General features: G+C 58.2%; 22 protein-coding genes. 8 read left to right on the plus strand and 14 right to left on the minus strand.

The genetic code is table 11. The features are described from left to right. Nucleotide 1 precedes the first annotated feature (1 nt). From ACTRXA_RS07680 to efp, 4 genes are all read right to left on the minus strand, one after another. Nucleotides 2-1,399: an energy transducer TonB gene (locus ACTRXA_RS07680; protein WP_442426621.1), complete on the minus strand. Its 1,398-nt coding sequence runs from the start codon at nt 1,397-1,399 to the stop codon at nt 2-4. Next, nucleotides 1,396-1,797 carry an ExbD/TolR family protein gene (locus tag ACTRXA_RS07685; protein ID WP_237099306.1) on the minus strand — a complete coding sequence of 134 codons (402 nt, stop codon included), beginning with the start codon at nt 1,795-1,797 and terminating at the stop codon, nt 1,396-1,398. The genes ACTRXA_RS07680 and ACTRXA_RS07685 overlap by 4 nt, the downstream gene beginning before the upstream one ends. Before the next feature lie 18 nt (nt 1,798-1,815). After that, nucleotides 1,816-2,550 (minus strand): protein TolQ, encoded by a 735-nt coding sequence (tolQ, locus tag ACTRXA_RS07690; RefSeq protein WP_442426622.1) that lies wholly within the window; start codon nt 2,548-2,550, stop codon nt 1,816-1,818. Between the two features lie 270 nt (nt 2,551-2,820). Continuing rightward, on the minus strand, nt 2,821-3,396 hold the full coding sequence (gene efp / locus ACTRXA_RS07695) for an elongation factor P (protein ID WP_442426623.1): 576 nt from the start codon (nt 3,394-3,396) through the stop codon (nt 2,821-2,823). 225 nt (nt 3,397-3,621) lie between these two features. Here efp and ACTRXA_RS07700 point away from each other — a divergent pair, with 225 nt between their 5' ends. The 3 genes from ACTRXA_RS07700 to ACTRXA_RS07710 all read left to right on the plus strand — a co-directional run bounded on the left by ACTRXA_RS07700 (nt 3,622) and on the right by ACTRXA_RS07710 (nt 6,715). Then, nucleotides 3,622-4,284 carry a class I SAM-dependent methyltransferase gene (locus ACTRXA_RS07700; RefSeq protein ID WP_442426624.1) on the plus strand — a complete coding sequence of 221 codons (663 nt, stop codon included), beginning with the start codon at nt 3,622-3,624 and terminating at the stop codon, nt 4,282-4,284. An 89-nt stretch (nt 4,285-4,373) separates the two neighbouring features. Then, nucleotides 4,374-6,047 (plus strand): energy-dependent translational throttle protein EttA, encoded by a 1,674-nt coding sequence (gene ettA / locus ACTRXA_RS07705; protein ID WP_442426625.1) that lies wholly within the window; start codon nt 4,374-4,376, stop codon nt 6,045-6,047. 11 nt (nt 6,048-6,058) lie between these two features. Next, the gene (locus ACTRXA_RS07710) at nt 6,059-6,715 is read left to right on the plus strand and encodes a hypothetical protein (protein ID WP_442426626.1); all 657 of its coding nucleotides are present in this window, start codon (nt 6,059-6,061) and stop codon (nt 6,713-6,715) included. Nucleotides 6,716-6,719: 4 nt separating this feature from the next. Here ACTRXA_RS07710 and ACTRXA_RS07715 read toward each other — a convergent pair whose 3' ends face one another. The 9 genes from ACTRXA_RS07715 to ACTRXA_RS07755 all read right to left on the minus strand — a co-directional run bounded on the left by ACTRXA_RS07715 (nt 6,720) and on the right by ACTRXA_RS07755 (nt 13,891). Next, the gene (locus tag ACTRXA_RS07715; RefSeq protein ID WP_442426627.1) at nt 6,720-7,223 is read right to left on the minus strand and encodes a c-type cytochrome; all 504 of its coding nucleotides are present in this window, start codon (nt 7,221-7,223) and stop codon (nt 6,720-6,722) included. Nucleotides 7,224-7,304: 81 nt separating this feature from the next. Then, nucleotides 7,305-8,321 (minus strand): c-type cytochrome, encoded by a 1,017-nt coding sequence (locus tag ACTRXA_RS07720; protein ID WP_442426628.1) that lies wholly within the window; start codon nt 8,319-8,321, stop codon nt 7,305-7,307. A gap of 145 nt (nt 8,322-8,466) precedes the next feature. Next, complete coding sequence (locus ACTRXA_RS07725; RefSeq protein ID WP_442426629.1) at nt 8,467-9,033, minus strand: c-type cytochrome; 567 nt, start codon at nt 9,031-9,033, stop codon at nt 8,467-8,469. After that, a complete protein-coding gene (locus tag ACTRXA_RS07730) occupies nt 9,030-9,509 on the minus strand; it encodes a c-type cytochrome (protein ID WP_442426630.1) in 480 nt (159 codons plus the stop codon). The genes ACTRXA_RS07725 and ACTRXA_RS07730 overlap by 4 nt, the downstream gene beginning before the upstream one ends. Before the next feature lie 43 nt (nt 9,510-9,552). Further along, the gene (locus tag ACTRXA_RS07735; protein ID WP_442426631.1) at nt 9,553-10,557 is read right to left on the minus strand and encodes a cytochrome-c peroxidase; all 1,005 of its coding nucleotides are present in this window, start codon (nt 10,555-10,557) and stop codon (nt 9,553-9,555) included. 31 nt (nt 10,558-10,588) lie between these two features. Continuing rightward, nucleotides 10,589-12,001, minus strand: a complete 1,413-nt coding sequence (locus tag ACTRXA_RS07740; RefSeq protein ID WP_442426632.1) for an MBL fold metallo-hydrolase — start codon at nt 11,999-12,001, stop codon at nt 10,589-10,591. Between the two features lie 48 nt (nt 12,002-12,049). Then, complete coding sequence (locus ACTRXA_RS07745) at nt 12,050-12,466, minus strand: c-type cytochrome (protein ID WP_442426633.1); 417 nt, start codon at nt 12,464-12,466, stop codon at nt 12,050-12,052. A gap of 134 nt (nt 12,467-12,600) precedes the next feature. Then, the gene (locus ACTRXA_RS07750) at nt 12,601-13,125 is read right to left on the minus strand and encodes a DUF1264 domain-containing protein (protein WP_442426634.1); all 525 of its coding nucleotides are present in this window, start codon (nt 13,123-13,125) and stop codon (nt 12,601-12,603) included. A 229-nt stretch (nt 13,126-13,354) separates the two neighbouring features. Then, nucleotides 13,355-13,891 (minus strand): DUF1566 domain-containing protein, encoded by a 537-nt coding sequence (locus ACTRXA_RS07755; RefSeq protein ID WP_442426635.1) that lies wholly within the window; start codon nt 13,889-13,891, stop codon nt 13,355-13,357. Between the two features lie 164 nt (nt 13,892-14,055). Between ACTRXA_RS07755 and ACTRXA_RS07760 the strand changes: the two genes are divergently transcribed. From ACTRXA_RS07760 to ACTRXA_RS07775, 4 genes are all read left to right on the plus strand, one after another. Further along, nucleotides 14,056-14,709, plus strand: coding sequence for a class I SAM-dependent methyltransferase (locus ACTRXA_RS07760; RefSeq protein WP_442426636.1), 654 nt, complete (start codon nt 14,056-14,058; stop codon nt 14,707-14,709). Nucleotides 14,710-14,835: 126 nt separating this feature from the next. After that, nucleotides 14,836-15,783 carry a bile acid:sodium symporter family protein gene (locus ACTRXA_RS07765; RefSeq protein WP_442426693.1) on the plus strand — a complete coding sequence of 316 codons (948 nt, stop codon included), beginning with the start codon at nt 14,836-14,838 and terminating at the stop codon, nt 15,781-15,783. Nucleotides 15,784-15,853: 70 nt separating this feature from the next. Beyond that, nucleotides 15,854-16,135, plus strand: coding sequence for a hypothetical protein (locus ACTRXA_RS07770; protein WP_442426637.1), 282 nt, complete (start codon nt 15,854-15,856; stop codon nt 16,133-16,135). 163 nt (nt 16,136-16,298) lie between these two features. Next, entirely contained in the window at nt 16,299-17,366 is a 1,068-nt protein-coding gene (locus ACTRXA_RS07775; RefSeq protein WP_442426638.1) for a radical SAM protein, read from the plus strand. 22 nt (nt 17,367-17,388) lie between these two features. Here the strand turns inward: ACTRXA_RS07775 and ACTRXA_RS07780 are convergent, their stop codons facing one another. Next, nucleotides 17,389-17,793, minus strand: a complete 405-nt coding sequence (locus ACTRXA_RS07780; RefSeq protein ID WP_442426639.1) for a peptidylprolyl isomerase — start codon at nt 17,791-17,793, stop codon at nt 17,389-17,391. Between the two features lie 122 nt (nt 17,794-17,915). On the opposite strand from ACTRXA_RS07780, the gene ACTRXA_RS07785 reads away from it, so the two are divergent. Beyond that, on the plus strand, nt 17,916-18,527 hold the full coding sequence (locus ACTRXA_RS07785) for a Maf family protein (protein WP_442426640.1): 612 nt from the start codon (nt 17,916-17,918) through the stop codon (nt 18,525-18,527). Nucleotides 18,528-18,643: the final 116 nt, after the last annotated feature.

Below are 18,643 nucleotides of genomic sequence, written 5' to 3' on the forward strand. Positions count from 1 at the left end.
ATTATTTTTTCGCAATGTATTTGAAGTTGATGGTGATATGCAGGTTGGGCTCTTTCAGGGCGGAAGGAAATTTCGGGAACGGGGCCGAATCCTTGATCGCCATGAGCGCCAATTTATCCAACTGCGAATCGCCGGAACTGGCCACCAGTTCCGGCTGATCGATGTTGCCTGCACGGTAAATATAAAAGGAAACCTTCACCTCATTGTGCCCCGCACCGAGGGGGTTTCTCCAGTTTCTGTAAATCTGCTGGTGCACGCGCCCGACGTACTGGGAAAGCGGGTCCGCCGCCTGCGCCTGCCCGACCGGTCCCTGATACACAAACGTCTGCTTGCTGCCCGCGCCGGTTGCCTTGCCCTTAACGCCCTTGCCCAGCGTGTCGGACTTGACCGCCCAGATGCGGCTCTTGAATTTTACCGGCTGGGACCGGGTGCTTTCACCCAGGTCAAAACTGACTTCAACCTCATGCTGTTTGTCGAGCGACGCGATCTTGTCCAGAACCTGCTGGGTCGATTCCATCTGCTGGACAATAAGCGTTTCAAACTCCTGCGTGCTGGTTTTCTTCTGGATGACCACGGGTTTGCTGGATTTTTTGAGTTCCTGCAACTCCTCCAGTTTCTCCAGCAACTCCCGCCGGTCCGCCACCGTCGTATCCGGGGTGCCGCTTTGAATTTTGCGTTTGGCCAGCATGGCGAATTCCAGTTCCTCCAGGCTCAGGTCTTCCTTCCTGGGAACGGGATTGGGCTTCGGCATTTCAATGGGAACGTGCTTCTCCATCTGCAGGGTGTCGAATCCTTTCAACGCCTCGGTCACGCGCGAGGGCCCCGGTTTCTTTTTCTCACCCGGAGACTCCGCAGGCGTTTTCAACGCATCGAGCTCGCGCAGGGAATCTTCCAGCAATGTCGGCGATGACTTTTTATTCGTGGGCTGCTTGACCGTCGGCGGCAGTTTGGCCATCTGTTCCAGTTCCTCCAGGGTGGACAAGGACTGCCCCGGTTTGGTTTTCGGCGTGGGCGTGCCGGTGAACGGCAGGTCTTCCAGCTTTACGCTTTTATCCCCCGAGGTGAACTTGCTTTTGGGCTGGGGAACCGGATTCGGTGCCTCTTTGGTGCCCGACGTTTTTTTGGTGAGCGGCTTCTGCGTCACCGGGGTCTCCACCGCACTCTCCTGGGATGGCGACACGGCCTTCTGCTGCTGGCCCTCCTCCGGCAGGTCGCCGGGTTGCGATCCGGGAATGGCGGGAACTTCGACGAGGTCCACGGTGAACACCGGGCGGATTTTCTCCTGCACCCACTCGGACTTCGGCATGAACAGCACGAGGGTCAGCATCAGGCAGTGCACGAACACGCTGATGACGAGCATCTGGTTGAAGTTGTAAAACTGCGAAGAATGCAAACTCATTCTCCCGGCTCGGTCATCATGCCGATGTTTTTCACGCCGGCGCGGCGGATGGTGGCCATGACCTTCACCACGTAGCCGTAGTCCAGGTTGCGGTCGGCACGGAAATACACCGATCCCTTTTCGTTGTTTTCAAGGTAGCGTTGCAGTTTCTCGCCCAACTGCACCAGCGTCACCAGTTCTTCCTTGTCGTAATACACCTTCTTGTTACTACGGATCGAGATGGTCGGCACGTCCTTCACCTCTACCGTCTCGGTGCTTTCTTCCGGCAGGTCCACATCCATGCCGTGCTGCATGAGCGGAGCGGTGATCATGAAAATGACCAGCAGAACCAGCATGACGTCCACGAACGGGGTGACGTTGATGTCCGCCATCAGGCGGGGGTCTTTGCGGTAATCCATAATGCGTTTCCTGGGGGATCAGTAATCGACGGGTTTGCGGAGGAAGTCCTTTTCGGACATGAACAGGAAGTCGCGGGAGAAGTCGTCCATGCGCGCGGTGAAGCCGCGGATCTTGGCATTCAGGTAGTTGTAGAACACGACCGCCGGAATCGCCGCAAACAAACCCGCCGCCGTAGCGATCAACGCCTCGGCGATGCCCGGCGCGACGCCGCCGATGCTGGCGGAACCCTTCACGCCGATCATGCGGAACGAATGCATGATGCCCCACACGGTGCCGAACAGGCCGATGAACGGCGTCGTGCTCCCGGTGGTGGCCAGAAAATCCAGGCGGTGCGCCAGCCTTTCGATTTCGTGGTTGATCGCCTTGGTCAACGACAGGCCGATGCCTTTGAGGTCCTGCTCGGAGAGCGCCACCTCCCGAGCCATTCCGGCTTCGCGCCCCTGTTCGTTGTTGCCGCTGTACCGGTACAGCTCCGAATAGCCGGTCAGAAACACCCGGGCCACCGGGCTGTACTTCAGCTTCTGCGAGAAATTGTAGATGTTCACCAGGCTGGAACTCTGGCTGAACACGCGCAGGAAACTCTGGTCCTCCTGCTTGGCTTTACGGTAAGCGATGAACTTCGTCAGGATGATGGCCCAGGACACGATGCTGAATATGAGAAGCAGTACCAGAACCGCTTTCGCCATGGTGCTGGAACGGGAAACCATTTCAAAGATGCTGAGGGGCATGGTCGATGGATTGAGCGTTTCCATGAAAGAAAAATCCTATGAGTGATGAATGGAACGTGCTTGCGAACTTCCGGGCAGGGACGCCTTAATTTATTTAAAATCAATCACCTATTAAAAAAACGCCTTTAGTTTACCGCATTCAGGAGGCGCAATTCAATCGGGGGAATCTGCAAAAAAACAAGGGCGGGAAATTCAGCGGCTTTGTTTCCCCCACTGGGGGGAGGAACTTTGTATTCAGTAACAGAGGTGAGAAAGAAGCGAAAAGAGAAGAAACGTGGAGGGGTCGAGCCGGTTTCAGCCTTTGACGCGTTCCTGGTAGGCGCCGGTGGAGGTGGACACGCGCACGACTTCGCCGATGTCCACAAACTGCGGCACGGTGACAACCAGCCCTGTCTCCAGGGTCGCGGGTTTGCCGGAACCGGATACCGTCGCGCCCCGTAATTGCGGCTCGGTATCGACCACTTTCAACTCGACCGTCTCCGGCGGCTGGACGCCGATCGGACGGCCGTCATGAAATTCCACGGTCACGCGGCTGTTGGGAAGCAGGTACAGCTTCACGTCGCCCAGCACGTCGGCCTCGATGAAAATCTGCTCAAAGGTTTCGCTGTTCATGAAGCAGTAGCCGCTGGTCGCATCCTCGTACAGAAACTCCATCTCCGACTGCTCGAGCGTGGCGCGCTCGATTTCCTCGTCGGCGCGGAACTTGACCTCGGTCTGGGTGCCGTCTTTCAAACTGCGCAGTTTGGCCTGCATGAAGGCGCGCTTGTTGCCGGGGGTGCGGTGCTCGGCCTTCATCACCCGGTACAGGTCCTTGTTGTAAACGATCACGTGACCGGCACGGATGGAGTTGCCGCTGATGTAGTTTGCCATCTAAAAAATCTCCTGAATGCACAACGATTGCCAAAACCGTCCCGCACCGCGTTCTTACGGACCGCAAGCCGACTGGTTTGATGGATGTTTACGGGACCTGGAAGAGTGGGATTCGAGCCGAATCGAGGCACGATCATACCACAAAATGGATAAAGGGTGCCAGATTCCCCGCCGGCGCGCCGGGGTGCGTCGCCAAACCGGCGAAATTGTGGCACAATCCGGTCCATGGACTGCCCTCTCTGCACGTCTCCTACCCGGGAGTTTGCCCACAACCTGCAACGCGAATACCGCCTGTGCAAAACCTGCCACCTGATTTCCGTGCCGTCCGAATCGCATCCCTCCCGCGAGGAAGAGGAGATGCGTTACCGCGAACACGAAAACAGCCTCGACAATCCCGGCTACGTCGCCATGTTCATGGACAAGATCCGCCATATCAAGGAACACTGCCCGCAGGCGAAAACCGCACTCGATTACGGATGCGGTTACGAACCGGTGCTCGCCGCCCTGCTTGAACGCGAGGGCTATCGCGCTGAAAAATACGATTCCATTTTCTTCCCGGACCTGCCTGGTGACAGGCGCTTCGATGTGGTTGTCTCCACCGAAACTTTTGAGCATTTTCACAATCCGGCGCGCGAGATGGAGCGCATCGGCGGCCTGTTGGAACCCGCGGGGTTTCTCGCGGTGATGACGCGCTTTTATACGGAAATGAGCCCGCAGCCGAACGCGTCGTCGTTTCTCAACTGGTACTACCAGCGCGATCCCACCCACGTCTGTTTTTACCGGCTGGAAACGTTCGACTGGATCGGCCGCACCTGCGGTTTCCAACGGGTGTTCGACAATGGCAAGGATTTCGTCATTCTGCAGCGCAGGGAACGGAGTGGCGTTTAATTTATCCGTTCCCTCTTGAAAAAATCTTAAAATCAGGGATCATCTAGTTCGAAACATCTTTATCCACTCCTTCAACCAAAGAAAGCATCATGGCTGGCGAATATATCTTTTCCATTTCCCAACTGCGCAAAACCTACGGCGCCAAAACGGTATTCGAGGACATCAATCTATTTTTCTATCACGGCGCGAAGATCGGCATCGTCGGCGAGAACGGCACCGGAAAATCCACCCTGCTGCGCATCATGGCAGGCGAGGACCAGGAATTCGAGGGCAAGGCGCAACCGCTGAAAGGCACGAAGGTCGGCATCCTGCACCAGGAACCGCAACTCGATCCGGACAAGACCGTGCGCGAGGTGGTGGAGGAGGCATTCGAGCCGATCCAGAAACTCATCAACGAGTTCAATGAAGTCAGCGCCAGCATGGCCGAAGCCCTGCCGGAAGAAGAGATGGAACGCGCCATGGAGCGCATGGGCAAGTTGCAGGATGAAATCGACGCGGTGGACGGCTGGGAACTGGACCGGCAGATCGAGGTGGCGATGGACGCGCTCGTCCTGCCGCCCGACGACCAGAAAACCGGCACGCTCTCCGGTGGGGAAAAACGCCGCGTCGCGCTGTGCCGACTGCTCCTACTCAAGCCCGACATCATCCTGATGGACGAGCCCACCAACCACCTCGACGCGGAAACCGTCGCCTGGCTGGAAGACACGTTGAAGGAATACCCCGGCAACGTCATCGTTTCCACCCACGACCGCTACTTTCTCGACAACATCACCAAGTGGATTCTGGAGTTGCAGGGCGGACGAGGCATTCCGTTCGAAGGCAACTATTCTTCGTGGCTCCAGCAGAAGGCGTCGCGCCTGGCGCAGAAGGAGAAGTCCGAGTCCAGCCTGCGCAAACGGCTGGAGAAGGAACTGGAATGGATCAACACCAATCCCGGTGCGCGCCGCACGAAAAACAAAAGCCGCATCAAGGAATTCGAAAAACTGTCGCAGAAGAAATCGGACAATGGCGACAACAGCCTGGACATCCAGATCGCGCCCGGTCCGCAGTTGGGCGACAAGGTGATCGAGGCGCGCGGCCTCAGCAAAGGATACGGCGACACGCCCCTGATCGAGGACCTCACGTTTTCCATTCCGCGCGGCGGCATCGTCGGCGTCATCGGTCCCAACGGCACCGGCAAGACCACCCTGTTCCGCATGATCGTCGGGGAAGAACAACCCGATGGTGGCTCACTGGAGGTGGGACCGAGCGTGCAGTTGTCGTACGTCGATCAGCACCGCGACGAACTCGATGACAATAAAACCGTGTTCGAGGAGATCACCGGCGGCACCGACCAGATCGAGGTCGGCGACCGCGTCATGAACTCCCGCGCCTACGTCGCGCGTTTCAATTTCCGCGGCGGGGACCAGCAGAAAAAGGTCGGCAACCTGTCGGGAGGCGAGCGCAACCGCCTGCACCTGGCGAAACTGCTACGGCGCGGCGGCAACGTACTCCTGCTTGACGAACCGACCAACGACCTCGACGTCACCACCCTGGGCAACCTGGAAAACGCCATCCTCGATTTTCCCGGCTGCGTGGTGGTGATCAGTCATGACCGTTTTTTCCTGGACCGCATCTGCACACACCTGCTCGTGTTCGAGGGCAACAGCAAGGTGCGCTGGTTCGAGGGCAACTTCGAGGCCTACCAGGAAACGCGCCGGCAGGAGTTGGGGGGACGCGAGGAGAACCGCCGGTCGAAGTACAAGAAACTCACCCTGCATTGAGGAGACGCGCCATGCGGAACCGGACGGTCATCGCCTGCGGCCTGCTCCTGGCGGGCTGGCTCATGATGCCCGGCCCGGCGGGCGCGGACGATTTTCTCGACACCCCCAAATCCGACGCCAACATCAAGCCGTTTGTTTTTCCCAAGTCGATGAAGGTGATCCAGAGTTGCACGGCAGCGGAGTTCTGCCTGCATCACACGCCGGAGGTGACCCGCGGGCAAAAAGCGTATGCGGATGATCTCGGTCTGGACCCCGTGGGCGTGGACCGGGTGTTTGCCGACAAGGCTCCGGTCAAACGCACGCTGATGAAGATCGATCCCGCACGCCTCGCGCCGCTCACCCTGGGCGACGACCTGCACCGGCCCGTCAACCGCGGTACGCTTCTGAAGCTGGGCGAACAGTACGATGAAGACATCCTGCTGGTTTACCGCGCCGGGTTTGCGTGGCATCCGGACAACCCGCAGATCCTCCTGCAGGGCCTGCTTTACCTTGCGAAGCAGAAAAAAGTGCTGGCCCTCTCCGACGTTTCGCACGGCGTGGAATACGGTCTGCCGCACCCGGAAGAAACGCTGGGCGGCATTTACTTTTCTTTACTGGAGCAGATGGAAGACGAAGCCCGCCGCATCCTGCACGCGCACAAATACGAAAAGCGCCGCTCAAACTACTGACACTTCACTGACCCGCGAAGGTGCGCAGGTAAAGAACCAGCTGCCAGATTTCAGTCTCCGAGAGGTTCCGGTGGGCGGGCATGGACGTGCCCGGCGAGCCGTTCCGGATGACCCAGAACAACTGCCCGTCGGGAAGGCCTTGCATGGTAGCACCACAGGTGAAATTGCGCGCCGGGGGCGTGCTTTCGAAATCCGGGTCGCCCAACCCATCCCCCCGCTCACCGTGACAGGTTTTGCAGGTGAGGGGTTTGGCCGTTCGCTGATACAGCGCCTCGCCCTGCGCCAGGTTTTCGCCGGTCGCCTCAAGAGGATTGGTGCGTTTGTAGAACGCCGACGGTGCGCGCGGGGTGCTGCGTTTTTGCGGACAGACGCCCGACGATGAGACCTGAGTGACCTGAGCCTCCTGCTTCTCCTCCATGAATTCCGGCATCTCCACTTCCGTGGTACCGCCGCAGGCGGACAACGCCGCCATCCAGCATCCCAACCCCATCCCTATCCATTTCTTCATGATTCGAATTCCATTTTCAAAAGGGAGGGCCTTTCTATACCGAACCCTATCCGTGGAAAGGCCCTCGTTGCCGCTCGCGTTTCAATTTCCCTTGAACGTTTCGCGGAGGTAGGCGATGACATCCGCCACGCCCTGGTCGCCCAGGGTCAACCCCCAGTAAGGCATGTACGGCGACTTGCCCACCGACTTGCCTCCGTAGTAAATAACATTGTACAGGTAGTCCTCCGGATAGACGTTCAAAGGCAACTCCGAATGCACCGCGGGTTTGGGATCCAGTCCGGAAGCCGCCGGCCCGTCGCCTTTGCCTTCCGCACCGTGGCACTGCGCGCAGTATTCCTTGTAGATCGTCGCCCCGCGTTCAGCGCTGGCGTTCTGGAAATGCTCGCTCTTCCACGGCTCGTAAAACTGAAAGTCGGAATCGCCCTCCGTCGCGAGGAATCCGGTGATGTAATACAGGCCCAGTCCGCTGACATCGGCGACAAACTCGCCGCTGTGCGGCACGAAGTCCGGCGGATTGGAATTGAAACGGTAAATCCAGTCCTTGTTCAGACGCTTGCCGGGATTGAAAAACGAGGCACTCTGGGGTCCGCCGAGCTTTTCATCGTCCTCCATGATCTGGTGGCATCCCGTGCAGGAGTGTTTTTTGAACAGTTCGCGCCCGAACTGGGCGTGAAGCTCGGTGAATTGGGACAGGTCGATGGCGTCCTTCTTGACGCGCGGGTCCTGCAGATGCTTTTCGAAATAATCCGCCATCGCTACCGCCTGCTCTTTGGTGAGGGCGGGGTGATTGACCGGAGTTTGCGAGATGTCCCACCGGTAATTTTTCTGATAGACGTTGTCTTCCTGGCCCATCAGCCAGCGGACCAGCCACGGGCGCTGGAACTTGACGCCCGCCCACATGAGGTCAGGAGCCCGCAACTCGAAGCGGGATTTGGCCTCGCCTTCAAACCGGTGGCAATTGGAACAACTGTGGTCGATCAGATTTCTGGCGACCGACTCATCCGCCGCGCTCGCAGGCGGAGCCGGCAGGAACAGCAATAACAGGAAAGCGGAGATGGCGAGGCGGAAACAAATGCGGAATACAGGCAGACAATTCATAAGGCAGCTCCTTTCAAAAACCGCAAACCTTCCACATTGCAGGAACCCATGTTCCTGCAATGTGGAAGAATTTGAAGGACGGATCGTGTGACCAGCCCGGTAGGCGGTTGTGAATGGACCCTGTCTGCCTGCTGAAATCCGGGCCTTACTTTGACAACTGGCGGATGTAGAGGATCAGCTTCCACACCTCGTTCTCATCCATGAACGGGTAAGGCGGCATACCGGTGGGCGTGCCGTTTTTGATGATCCAGTACATCTGCCCGTCGGTGATCTCCTGCATGGTTTCCCCGCAGGTGAAATTGCGCGGCAAAGCTTGAAGTCCGTTGGCCATCATGCCCATGCCGTTGCCCGAAGGACCGTGGCACACCTTGCAGGCGGTGGGTTCCGCCGTCCATTGGTAAAGGGACTCGCCCTTCTCGATGTTTTCCTTGGTCGGTTCCAATGGATTCTTCAGGTTGTACACCGTCTTCGGAGCCTGAGGCGCGGTGCGGGTCTGCGGACAGATGCCTTTGCCCCCGCGGCCCATTCCGTGGTGCAGACCGTGTCGTTCGTGATCCCCGCCATGCGGACTGCCCTGGTGCATGGCGAGCTGGATTGTTTCGTTGTCTCCGGAGCCCGGAGTGTCTGCGTACGAAAACTGCGGTCCCGTCGCAAAACCTGCAATGAACAGGGACAAGGAAAGAGCCCTCATCCAGAAAGTACGTTGGTTCATGGTTCCCCTTGTTCGTTGGTTGAATCTACTTTTGAAAAGTTTCGTATATATAAAATCAACTGCCAGATTTGATCCACATCCAGCGATCCAAACGCCGGCATGACGGTTCCCGGTGAACCGTTGCGGATCACCCAGAACAGTTGACCGTCCGGCAAATCCTGCATGGTTTGAAAACAGGTGAAGTTTCGCGGCTTCGGATGCACCGCCTTGAACATGATACCCAGTCCGTTTCCCGAAAGCCCGTGACACACCCGGCAGGCATGCGGCTCGGCATCGAAATGGAACAGCGTTTTGCCTGCCAGGATATTGGTCTCCGTCGGCTCCAGCGGATTTTCCAGCTCCAGGTATTCCTGCGGTGCCGTGGGCGTCTGGCGGGTTTGCGGGCAGATTCCCGAATGCCCGGGCAAATCCGTCAAACCCGGCGGGGCGGCGGGGACCAGCAACAAAGCTGTGAACACCAGTTCGAGAACCTGCATGGCACTCCCTTCTCCGCCCGCACCCAAAGGCGAACAAACTCCGTTAATTTTCCGGCGGCAGCTCCGGCACCACCACTTCGATGGGTTCGCCTTCGAGCGCCTTCATGAACTCCACCAGGTCGTTGACTTCCTGCTTGCTCAGTCCCAGCGGGGTGATGAAAGGACTTTTGTTTTCATCGACATCCCCGCCGCGGTTGTAAAACTCGATTACGTCCTTGAGTGTCTTCTCGCTTCCATCGTGCATGTAGGGTCCCGTTCGGCTGACATGACGCAGGCCGGGCGTTTTGAACGCGCCCTTGTCAGAATCGTCCTTGGTGACGCCATAGCGCCCCATATCGTTCCCCTTCACTCCGATGTTGTGGAAATTACTGTCGGTGAAAGCGGGTCCGTTGTGGCAGATGGAACACTTGGCCTTGCCGAAAAAAAGGTTCATGCCGTTGATCGCCGACTTCGACATCGCGCTTTTATCCCCATTGTTGTACTTATCGTAGGGAGAATTCTTCGAAACCACCGAACGTTCGAACGTGGCAATGGCCTTGGCGATGTTGTCAAACGTCAGGCCGCCCTTGCCGAACACCGTTTCGAACCGTTTTACGTAACCCGGAATGGCTTTCAACTTTTTCACCAGCTCATTCGGGTTCTGGTTCATCTCGATCGGATTCGGGATGGGTCCCTTCGCCTGTTCTTCCAGCGAGGGCGCACGACCATCCCAGAACTGTGCGTCGAAGTAACCGCTGTTGATGATGGTCGGCACATGCCGGGGCCCTTTGCGATTGAAGTCGTGACCGATGGGCGTGGGCAGGCCGTCGCCCCAGCCGAGACCGGGATTGTGGCAACTCGCACAACTGATGAAATTACTACTCGAAAGCCGGGGGTCGAAGTACAGCATCTTGCCCAGTTCTTCCTTCTCCTTCGACCACGGATTGTCCTTCGGATGGGTCATCTTGGGAAGGGGTTCGTAAAACGACTCCTCAGCATGCACGACAAGCGGCTGGGCGGCCCACAAAAGAGCCACCGCCAGCAGAACAGCGTTGGGCACAACTTTCATCTCTCAGCTCCTCCTGGATCGTACCTCCGCACTAGGCGGAAATCGTCACCAGATCGCGGTTAACGGGGTGATTCAGCGGGAATGCTCCAAGTCCTCCGAGTAAATTGATGATACCTGTCCGACCGGCCTTCTGCAACAGGCTGCAGGCGATGGTGGACCGGTAACCCCCGGCGCAATGAACCAGTGTGTCTCCGTCGCGAGGCACCTCATCCATCCGTTCCTGCAACGTGTTCAACGGCACGTTGAGGGCGTCCCGGATATGGCCTTCGTTGTATTCCGTGGGCGACCGCACATCCAGGACCCGCACCTTGCGGCCTTCGGCCTGAGCCCGGTCCCAGTCCTCCAGGGTCCACCCGGGGGTGCTTTCCACGAGATCCGGCCGGTCCGCCAGAGCCTTCATGCCGTCTTTTAAAAATCCGGATACCCGGTCGAAGCCGATGCGGCCCAGGCGCATTTCGGATTCGTATTCGGTTCCCGGTTCGGTGATGAGCACAATGGGGATGTCCGGTTTCAACACGATGCCCGCCCAGGTGGCGAACTTGCCGCCGAGCCCCACCTGCACCGAACCTTTCAGATGGGCGGCGTTGAATTCCGTTTCCGGCCGCGTGTCCAAAATTTGGGCGCCCTCTTTTTGCAGAGCCAGCAGTTCATCCAGCGTCAATTCCTTCATCCCGGTTTCGAGAGAGCGGTCGAGGGTGAGCCTCTCTTTGCGGTTCAGTTGCGCATCGTAAGGAAAGTATTCCGGCGCGGTGGGAAGTTTTTCCGTCATCATGTGAATGAACGCCTCGCGGTCCATTGGCTGAAGCGCATGATTGAGCCGCTTCTGGTCGCCGATGGTGCTCACCGTTTCGTCACTCAGGTTCTTGCCGCAAAGCGACCCCGCCCCGTGCGCCGGGTACACCAGCGTTTCGTCCGGCAACTTCATGAGTTTGCCACGCAGGGAGTCGTACATCATCGACGCCAGTTCTTCGGCGGTGATGCCAACGGACGCCATGAGGTCCGGCCGGCCGACATCGCCGATGAACAGCGTGTCGCCGGTCAATACCATCTGCGGCTTATCTTTATTTTCCTTCAGATCATAAACGAGGAGGCAGATGCCTTCCGGCGTGTGGCCGGGGGTTTCCATAGATTCCAGCCGCACGTCCCCCATTTCCAGACGGGTGCCGTCCGATTCCGGGACGAATTCGTATTCCGCATCGCCCCGGGCCCCGAGGTGGATCGAAGCGCCGCAACGGTCGCGCAACTCCAGATGCCCGGCCACGAAATCGGCGTGGAAATGCGTGAGGTACACATGACGGAGGGTGAGGTTCATCGCACGCGCGTCTTCGATGTACTGCTCGATGTCGCGCTGGGGATCGACCACCACGGCGGTGCGTGTGGACTCATCCGCGATGAGGTATGAAGCGTGAGCCAGGCAACCGAGGTAGTATTGCTTGAAGATCATGACCGATTCCCTTCCAAACAAAGCGAAGTTTCCAAATCCCCGTCGTGCTCACTTCTCCGGCTCGCGGAAGGTGCGGATGAACTGGATCACCCACCAGCCCTCGTCCTTGGAGATCACCGTCCCCACCCGGATCGGCATGCCGGTGCCGGGACTTCCATTCTCCAGCACCCACATCAGCTCGCCGTCGGTGCGCAGGTCCTGCCATTGGGCGTTTGTGAAGTCACGTGGCTGGTGGCCCGGCAGTTTCACGCCTTTGCCGTTATTGCTGTGGCAGGTGACGCACTGGCCCTTGCCAAAATAAATCTCCGCGCCCTTGTCCACGTACTCCTGCCGCGAGCGGAACGGACTCTCCATTTCCTGGATGCGCTCCAGTTCCTCTTCCGGCACGCGGGGTGCGTAGATACTGGGATGAAATGCGGCGGCTTCCTGCCATAACAGGGCCGAAACCACAAAACCGATACCCAAGCAAACAAGGCCCTGTGTTTTCATAATTCTCTAACTTGTACGGACGGCATCTCGACAGCCGGACCCGGTGACCGGTCAGGAGCCGCAGAAGCGGTCCGTCCTTCAAAAACGTTCAACCGGAAATGAAACCGGAATCATTCCCCGATTTTACCATGCAGCATTTCCCAGTGCCCAACGGACTGGGCGATGCCCACGGAACCGTCCGGGATCGGCGCGTCTTTGGGCCACAGGTGAAAAATAATGCCATCGGTTTTGGAAACATGCTCCACCAGGCTCTTCACCGTTTCCTCGTCCGTCGGATAGTTCACCTGCACCCGCCCGGTTTCGATTTCCTGCTTGTGGTCATGCCAGTTGGCCTTGTGGGACCACTCCGGAATCACCTTGCGGGCGAGGTCCTTGGAAACCATGTACTCCACTTCCGTCATTCGAGCGTTGGGCTCTGTGCTTTCGAACAGGATGCACTGGATGATCTGGTCGTTGATCGGTTTGCAGTAATGATGAAAGGGTCCCACCACTTCGCCGTCCATGACGTGAGGTGCGGTGACGTGGATGGTGTAGCCATCCAGCGGACTGGCGGGTTTGTTGTCACCCGCCGTGGCACAGGCGGCGGTGGAGATGGTGAGCACAAAAATCATTGCCAGAACTTTGATTGGTTTCATGGACTGCCTCCTGAAAGGAAGGTTGGGGCCCCGATTTCCATATGGCCTGAAATGACTCAGTGTTATTCCTAGTTTACCGAAGCGACGAAACGGAATACAAGGTGAGAAATCAGTCCGAAAGAGGGAAAGGGGGGCTTTTAGATCAGTCGCTTGATTATTTGGAAGGAAAATGGGTTCCGTGTCTGGAGGAAACCAGAAAAAGAACGGCAATCCTGCAGCCGGGGCCGAATCAGGGGAGCGGGCCGCGCACAGGACGGAGGAAGGCGTCGGGTCCGTTGATCTTGTCCTGGTAATCTTCACCGCCCCGGTCTTTATAGGACACCACGATGGCCTTGCCGCCGCGTTCCTGGCTGGTCCACGTGCCCCAGCCCGCGCCATCGGGAAAGATGGGATCGATGAAAATCTTGTCGCCGTCCTTGTCGGTGTTTCGTTTTCTGCGGTTGTAGAGCGTTTTCGCCTCTTCCGGGGTGGGCATGCGCCAGTCCTCGTACCCGGCGAAGCTCTTGTTGTTCATGCGCTGGACAAATTCCATGGCCGTGTACCAGTTCACCCACCCGCGCTGGGTCTGCCAGTAGTCGCGCTTCATCCACATGAGGCGGGTTTCGGTGTCGAGCACCGTGCCGTCGCCCATATCCCAGAAGCGCTGGTCGGCGGACTTGGCGACGGGTTCGCGCTGAGGTTTGTCTGCGGCGGCCACGCTTCCAGTCAGGAGCAGGCCCGCCAGCAGGGTGACGGTGAAAACAGTTATCCAGTTGCGGCCATGCATCGGGTTCCTCCGGGTGGGCGTTGCAGGTCTCGTGGGTCCGGTTTGATTCAGAAATCGCCTAGAGTGTACAATTCCCGCCCCCTCAAAGTAAACGGGGAAATGGCCTTGAACCCCCTCAGGCCTTGAAGTAGAATCGTCTCCATCAACCACCTACGGAGGTGCGCATGACCCCGTCCACCCGGCGCCATCCGGCATTCCGGCACCTGATCGCTGCCATTCTGATGGGAGCCCTCTTCGCCACCGGCCCCATTTGGGCCAAACCCCAGGACCAGGAACGCTGGAACAAGAAATACGAAGTCGATGCCTTCCTGTTCGGCAAGCAACCGGTTCCCTTCCTCAAAAACAACGTGGGCCTCCTGCCGAAGGGCAAGGCACTGGACATCGCCATGGGCGAGGGCCGGAACGGCGTGTTCCTCGCCACGCAGGGATTTGATGTGGAGGGATGGGACATCTCCCCGGTCGGGCTGGAAAAGGCGCGCCACCTCGCCAAAGAGCACAACGTGTCCATCCAGACGGAGGTGGTCGACCTGGAATCCGCCGAGCTTCCCAAAAACGAATACGACGTCATCCTGATGATGTACTACATGCAACGCAACCTGTTCCCGCAGATCAAGGAAGCGCTCAAGCCCGGCGGCATGGCGGTGATCGAAACCTACAACGTCGATTACCTGAAGTACCAGGATTTCCGCCCGCAGTGGGCGCTCCAGACCAACGAACTTCTGGAAGCGTTCAAGGACTTCAAAATCATCCGCTACCAGGCGTATGACGATGGCAAGGAAGCGTACTCCAGCATCATCGCGCAAAAACCGATGGAGTGATGCGACCGCCGAGCTTCCGTCGTCCGCGACGGACCATCCTTCCCATTCCGCACCGATGCCCCAACCTGTGAGGCGCCCCTGAACCCGATCGCAAAAACGTTCATCACGCTGGCCAACGCCTTTCCCCTGTGGGTGGTGGCGGGAGCGGCGCTGGCCTTGTGGAAACCGGAAACCGCCACCTGGTTCCAGCCACACTGGATCCCGTTTTTCCTGGGCATCATCATGCTGAGCATGGGGCTCACGCTGACCTGGAAGGATTTTCGCCGCGTGCTGGAGTTTCCGCGCCCGGTCCTGATGGGCGTCGGTTTGCAGTTCGGCCTCATGCCGTTGCTGGGATTCACCATCGCCCGCGCGTTTGCCCTGCCGCTCGATTACATGATCGGCCTCATCCTCGTTGCATGTTCGCCCGGCGGCACCGCCTCCAACGTGGTCGTGTTCATCGCCCGGCTGAACGTGGCACTGTCGGTCACGCTCACCACCTGCTCCACCCTGCTCGCCGTTCTCATGACTCCCGTGCTCACCACGTGGCTGGTGGAGATGCTGGCGCGCGACCTCACCGGCGCGGTCATCCAGGTGGACACGCTGGGGCTTCTCCTCGATACGTTCCAGGTGGTGATCCTGCCGGTGGCGGCAGGCGTTGCCATCAACCATTTCTTTCACCGCCAGGTGGAACACATCACCCCGTACACGCCGCTCCTTGCGGTGCTGTCCATCGTGTTCATTGTCGATTACATCCTCGCCGCCAAGCGCACCGAGCTTCTGGAAAGCGGAGGCACGCTGCTTTCTGCGGTGGTCACCCTGCACGCGCTGGGGTTTGTTACGGCATACGCGCTGGCGAGGTGGATCGGCGGCGATGAAACCAACGCGCGCACGGTTTCGGTGGAGGTGGGGATGCAGAACTCCGGCCTGGCAACAGAACTGGCACGGAGCAATTTTGCCCTTTACGGGCTGGCCACAGTACCGGGGGCTTTGTCCGCCCTCACCCACTGCATCCTGGGCAGCGTGGCCGCCGGGCTCTCACGGCTGGTACCGCACACCCCCGGCAAACCGCAAATCCGGAAACAGGGGGCTTAATTCCATACCCTGTCTGTGGTATGATTTTGCAATCCAATCGGGTTGTTTTTCGATTCAGAAAGGAGACATTTTGGCTACCTTCAACGTTCTCATTGTAGCGGAATTCAATGGCATTGCCGAAGAAGCCGAGAAGGAAGTGTTCCTTCGCCTGGAAGAAGCCTGCTTCGAGCGCATCCCCACCCTGAGTCACGCGTGGGAAATCAAACTGGACGCCCCGGACGAAGCAGAAGCCAAGAACGACGCCATCGAAAAGTTCGTCAACGTGTGCCGGACCAACCCCTTCGAATTGCGCATTGTGGTGCAAAGCGGAACGGGGCTGGTGATCCGAAGAAAAAAACAATTCGAACCCTGAACCGATTCATTTTTCCGGGAGGCTTTTTCCCCAGGCCGATTGAAATTCCCAATCCCACGGTTGCCCGTGCCGGTTTTTAGCCGGTGCGGTTGAACTTCCCGCTCAAGGACCCAGTTCCTTTAAAGACCGCATGCAAGCCCCCCTCCTGACAGGAGGGCGCATCATGAACATCATCCTGAACAGTTATTGCAACCTGAAGTGCAATTACTGTTTTGCCGACGAGTACATGGAAGAGACCGTGCGGACGCCCGGCAAGTCCATGGATTTTGATTACTTCATCGATGAGATGCTGCCGCGCATCCGAAACGCCGCGGTCATCAACTTCATGGGCGGCGAGCCCACCCTGCATCCACGCTTCGCCGATATTTTCTCCCGCACCCTGGGGGCGATGCCCCGTTTCACCCACCTCGGCCTGTTCACCAACGGGCTGATGCCACAGCCGGTTTTGGAACTCCTGGAGTCCGCACTCAGTGTGCACGGCAGCATCAAACAACAGATCTCGACTTTCGTCCTGCTGAACTGGCAGACGCGGGACAACATCTCGGATACCAACCACCATCGTTGTGGCGAGGTGGCACGCCACCTTCTGCGCCGGAACGGCTTCGGCGTGACCTTCAGCATCAACCTCTATTCAAGGGATCAGGACCTGGATACGCAATGCGGGGAGATCGACGCCATCTATCAGGAACTGGGCCTGCCCCGCGATCAGAAGTACCGCATCCGTGTCAGCCCGGCGTTTCCCATCGTCGGGGAGATCGACAACACCTACCTGCCCATCCGCGACTATCCCAGGGTGGGACGACACATGCTCGAGTTACTCAAAAAATACCCGCAGATGTGTTTCCGGTTCGACTGTTCGTTTCCGCCCTGTTTTCTCGACGACCTGCAAGGCGGCGAGGAGCACCTGGTGCAACGGTTTTACTACCACGGCTTCAAGCAGGTTCCGGAACTTGAGGAATGGAAAACGCACCAGTTCTATTTCGGCTGCGCGGATGGAAGCCCGATGGACATCGATGCGAAGGGCGACTGTTTCAACTGCTTTCCCTTTCACAACCTGAAGCTTGGAAACGTGGATGAGTTCAAAGAGGTCAATCCCATCGCCGAGGCGCGCATGGGATCGAAGTTCCTGTCCCACGTGTTCGATCACACCAGCGTGAAGGAGCCCTGCCGGTCCTGTCCGCATTACATGGTGCGGTGCTCCAGCGGCTGTTTCGCCTACAACTTCATTTGATTGGATGCCGTGGAAGGAAGCGTCACAGGGCGGATCCGGTGAACTCGGTGGAGCGCTCGGAGCCGAACTCGTTGCTGATGATGATGAGGTGGTGCCCCTGCCCGGTTTTTACGGGACCGTACAATTCGCCGCGATTGATGAGCATCTTCCTCACCGCGTCCCGGATGAGGTCTTCCAGTTCCCGGTTCTCGAGGACGGGATCGGGAGCTTTTTTGCGCGGGTCGTCCTCGGCAAGGACGATCCAGCCCAGGTTGCCACCGTCTTCCCTGCTCGCGCACAGGCTGTACTTTTCCGCCAGCCGCATGAGCATCTTCACGCGGCCCGCAGCGTTTTTGATTTCATTGATGGTGGACTTCAACAACTCCGCCACTTCGGGCTTGTCCACCACAATATGCCGAACCTGAATCTGGTGAGAAAACCCTACCATCGCAACCCCCAAAAAACTTGTCAAAAATAATAATTCATCGAATCCCGCATTCGGGATTTCGGTTGCCTGCTGAATGGCCCCTATACTAAATTATCTGACCTGAAATTTCCAGAAGGGGAACCATGACCGACTCCAATCCAAAACTGATCCTCGCTTCACAGTCGCCCCGGCGCATCGACCTGCTCCGCCAGATGGAGCTGAAGTTCGAAATCATTCCCGCGTCCGTGGACGAAGTGACCGACCCCACCCTGCCGCCGGAGGAAAACGCAATGGCGCTGGCATACCAGAAAGCGGAGCACGTGGCGCGCACGCATCCCGGAAGTTTCGTGCTCGGTGCGGACACGATTGTGGTGCTGGAGGACCGGCTCCTCGGAAAACCGCAAAACGTGAAAGACGCCGAAGCGATGTTGAATGAACTGAGCGGACGCGCGCACCGGGTGATCACCGGTGTCGCGCTGATCGATCCCGAAGGCGTGCACTCGGGCCACGCCGAGGTGTCCACCGTGCTTGTCAAAAAGTTGGACCTTGAGACGATCCGCCGTTACATCGAAGGTGGCGAACCCATGGACAAGGCCGGGGCGTACGCCATCCAGGGAAAAGGTGCAGAGCTGGTCGAAAGCTGGTCCGGTTCGTGGACCAACATAGTCGGACTCCCGGTGGAAGCGGTTTCGCGTCTCTTGAAACAGGCGGGATTCCCGCATCTCCCCAACACCGAAAACATAGAAACCCTGTGAGGAAACCCGTGTCCTTTCCTTTGCAGGCAAGCCCGCTTTTCCGCACAGAAAGCGGGCGTCAAACCATAACCCCAAACGGACATATAAAAATAAAGCGCTTGACAAAAATGCAAATA

This window comes from Nitrospina sp. P1_D6, assembly GCF_052156615.1.
Taxonomy (GTDB): Bacteria; Nitrospinota; Nitrospinia; order Nitrospinales; family Nitrospinaceae; genus Nitrospina.